This window comes from Stenotrophomonas maltophilia group sp. Smal32 (assembly GCF_030237085.1).
In the GTDB taxonomy this organism is placed as follows: domain Bacteria; phylum Pseudomonadota; class Gammaproteobacteria; order Xanthomonadales; family Xanthomonadaceae; genus Stenotrophomonas; species Stenotrophomonas maltophilia_Q.
On sequence record NZ_JASJSI010000104.1, the window covers coordinates 1 to 3607 of the forward strand.

The following is a 3607-nucleotide window of genomic DNA, read 5'->3' on the forward strand; positions in this document are numbered from 1 at the left end:
ACTTCCAGTTGCAGGCTGGCGCGCTATAAGCGCTTCAGCACCCGCCCCCTTCCAAGGAGTACGCCCCATGACCACCCTGCCCGTCCAACAGCTCTACATCCACGGCCAGCGCGTCGACGCCACCAGCGGCAAGACCTTCAAGACCGTCAACCCGGCCACCGGTGAAGTGATCGCCGAGGTGCAGGTCGCCAGCCAGGCCGACGTCGAGCGCGCCGTGCAGAGCGCGGCCGAAGGCCAGAAGGTGTGGGCCGCGATGACCGCGATGGAGCGTTCGCGCATCCTGCGCCGCGCCGTTGAGATCCTGCGCGAGCGCAACGACGAGCTGGCCCACCTGGAAACCCTGGATACCGGCAAGGCACTGGCCGAGACCACCACCGTGGACATCGTCACCGGTGCCGACGTGGTCGAGTACTACGCCGGCCTGGCCACCGCCATCGAAGGCATCCAGCTGCCGCTGCGCGAATCGAGCTTCTTCTACACCCGCCGTGAGCCGCTGGGCGTGGTAGCCGGCATCGGCGCCTGGAATTACCCGATCCAGATCGCCATGTGGAAGTCGGCCCCGGCGCTGGCCGCCGGCAACGCGATGGTGTTCAAGCCGTCCGAAGTGACCCCGCTCACAGCAATCAAGCTGGCCGAGATCTACACCGAAGCCGGCGTGCCGGCCGGCGTGTTCAACGTGGTGCAGGGCCCGGGCCGCGAGATCGGGCAGTGGCTGACCGAGCACCCGGTGATCGAGAAGATCTCCTTCACCGGCGGCGTCGCCACCGGCAAGAAGGTGATGGCCAGCGCCGCCTCCTCGTCGCTGAAGGAAGTGACCATGGAACTGGGCGGCAAGTCGCCGCTGGTGATCTGCGACGACGCCGACCTGGACCGCGCCGCCGACATCGCGGTGATGGCCAACTTCTTCAGCTCCGGCCAGGTCTGCACCAACGGCACCCGCGTGTTCGTGCCGCGCAGCATGCTGGCCGCGTTCGAAGCCGCCGTTGTCGAGCGCGTCAAGCGCATCCGCATCGGCGACCCGATGGCCGCCGAGACCAACTTCGGCCCGCTGACCAGCTTCCCGCACATGGAAAACGTGCTGCGCTACATCGAGAGCGGCAAGGCCGAAGGCGCCCGCCTGCTGACCGGCGGCGGCCGTGCCACCGAAGGCGCGCTGGCCAATGGCGCCTACGTGCTGCCGACCGTGTTCTCCGACTGCCGCGATGACATGACGATTGTCCGCGAAGAGATCTTCGGGCCGGTGATGAGCATCCTCGCCTACGACGACGAGGACGAAGTGGTGCGCCGCGCCAACGACACCACCTTCGGCCTGGCCGCCGGCGTGGTCAGCAAGGACGTCAGCCGCGCCCACCGCATCATCCACCGCCTGGAAGCCGGCATCTGCTGGATCAACACCTGGGGTGAATCGCCGGCCGAAATGCCGGTGGGTGGCTACAAGGAATCCGGCGTCGGCCGCGAGAACGGCATCTCCACCCTCGGCCACTACACCCGCATCAAGTCGGTGCAGGTCGAGCTGGGCGACTACGCCAGCGTGTTCTGACCGGCGCGCCCTGCGCGCGCCCCATCGTCCGGCCATCGTGCCGATCCGACATTCCGCCCGGACGCCTGCATGCAGCGCGCCCCGGCCTGCAGGAGACACCCATGAGCACCCATAACGAGTACGACTACATCATCATCGGCGCCGGTTCGGCCGGCAACGTGCTGGCCACCCGCCTCACCGAAGATGCCGATGTCAGCGTGCTGCTGCTGGAAGCCGGTGGCCCGGACTACCGGCTCGACTTCCGTACCCAGATGCCGGCGGCACTGGCCTTCCCGCTCCAAGGCAAGCGCTACAACTGGGCGTACAAGACCGATCCGGAGCCCTTCATGAACAACCGCCGCATGGACTGCGGCCGCGGCAAGGGCCTGGGCGGCTCGTCGCTGATCAACGGCATGTGCTACATCCGCGGCAACGCGATGGACTACGACAACTGGGCCAGCATGCCGGGCTTGGAAGACTGGACCTACCTGGACTGCCTGCCGTACTTCCGCAAGGCCGAAACCCGCGACATCGGCCCCAACGACTACCACGGTGGTGATGGCCCGCTGCGCGTGACCACGCCGAAGGCCGGCAACAACGAGCTGTTCGCCGCGATGGTCGAGGCCGGCGTGCAGGCCGGCTACCCGCGCACCGACGACCTCAATGGCTACCAGCAGGAAGGCTTCGGCCCGATGGACCGCACGGTGACCCCGAAGGGCCGTCGCTCCAGCACTGCCCGCGGCTACCTGGACCTGGCCAAGCCGCGCCCGAACCTGACCATCGTCACCCACGCGCTGACCGACCGCATCCTGTTCTCGGGCAAGCGTGCGGTGGGCGTGCAGTGGCTGCACAACGACCAGCCGCAGCGTGCCACTGCCCGTCGCGAAGTGCTGCTGTGCGGCGGTGCCATCGCCTCGCCGCAGATCCTGCAGCGCTCCGGCGTCGGCCCGGCCGACCTGCTGCGCAGCCTGGACATCGACCTGGTGCACCACCTGCCGGGCGTTGGCGCCAACCTCCAGGACCATCTGGAAATGTACCTGCAGTACGAGTGCAAGAAGCCGGTCTCGCTGGCGCCGGCACTGAAGCTGTACAACCAGCCGGCGATCGGTGCCGAGTGGCTGTTCCTGGGCACCGGCATCGGCGCCAGCAACCAGTTCGAGGCCGGTGGCTTCATCCGCAGCGACGCCGAGTTCGACTGGCCGAACCTGCAGTACCACTTCCTGCCGGTGGCGATCAATTACAACGGCTCCAACCCGATCAAGGCACACAGCTTCCAGATGCACGTCGGCTCGATGCGCTCGCCCAGCCGCGGCCGCATCCACGTGCGTTCCAAGGACCCGCGCGAACATCCCAGCATCCTGTTCAACTACATGTCGCACGACCAGGACTGGCGCGAGTTCCGCGCGGCGATCCGCATCACCCGTGAGATCTTCGCGCAGCCGGCACTGGCCCCTTACAGCGGCCGCGAGATCTCGCCGGGCAGCGCGCTGCAGACCGACGCGCAGATCGATGCGTTCGTCCGCGAGCATGCCGAGACCGCCTACCACCCGTCGTGCTCGAACAAGATGGGCCACGCCGATGATCCGATGGCGGTGGTCGATGGCCAGGGCCGCGTGCACGGCCTGGAAGGCCTGCGCATCGTCGATGCCTCGATCATGCCGCAGGTCGTGACCGGCAACCTCAACGCGCCGACCATCATGATGGCCGAGAAGCTGGCCGACGTGATCCGCGGCCGCACCCCGCTGGCCCGCAGCACCGCGCCGTACTACAAGGCCAATGGTGCACCGGTGCGCAAGCAGGGCTGAGCCAGCCGCTCACGGTGAAACATCCGCCGGGGCTGGGCGCGCGCCTCCCCCCGCGGGCGGGGCGGGGGTGCGGCGGGGGCCTCCCGGCGGGGGTTTTACCGGTTGCCCCAATCGGGACGCCAAACCCCCCTTGGGGGTTTTCCTACGGGGGGGTTTGTTGAAATTAACCGCCATGTTGGTAACCTAACGGGCGCAAACAAAAAAAAAAACCTATCTGGCTGGGGGTTATTATTCTTGGTTGTTCCTTGGGGGAGACGTATATCCAAACCCGTTCCCCCCCGAA

2 protein-coding genes are annotated in these 3607 nt (G+C 67.3%); both read left to right on the plus strand.

What is annotated here, in order from left to right; genetic code table 11:
- Nucleotides 1-67: 67 nt before the first annotated feature.
- Nucleotides 68-1540, plus strand: coding sequence for a betaine-aldehyde dehydrogenase (betB, locus tag QRO91_RS18455; protein WP_100443536.1), 1473 nt, complete (start codon nucleotides 68-70; stop codon nucleotides 1538-1540).
- Nucleotides 1541-1641: 101 nt separating this feature from the next.
- Complete coding sequence (betA, locus tag QRO91_RS18460) at nucleotides 1642-3324, plus strand: choline dehydrogenase (RefSeq protein WP_049429885.1); 1683 nt, start codon at nucleotides 1642-1644, stop codon at nucleotides 3322-3324.
- The last annotated feature ends 283 nt before the right edge of the window (nucleotides 3325-3607 follow it).

Coding starts and splice junctions, on each gene's coding strand:
- betA (WP_049429885.1), top strand. CDS start 1,642: ATGAGCACCCATAACGAGTACGACTACATCATCATCGGCGCCGGTTCG.
- betB (WP_100443536.1), top strand. CDS start 68: ATGACCACCCTGCCCGTCCAACAGCTCTACATCCACGGCCAGCGCGTC.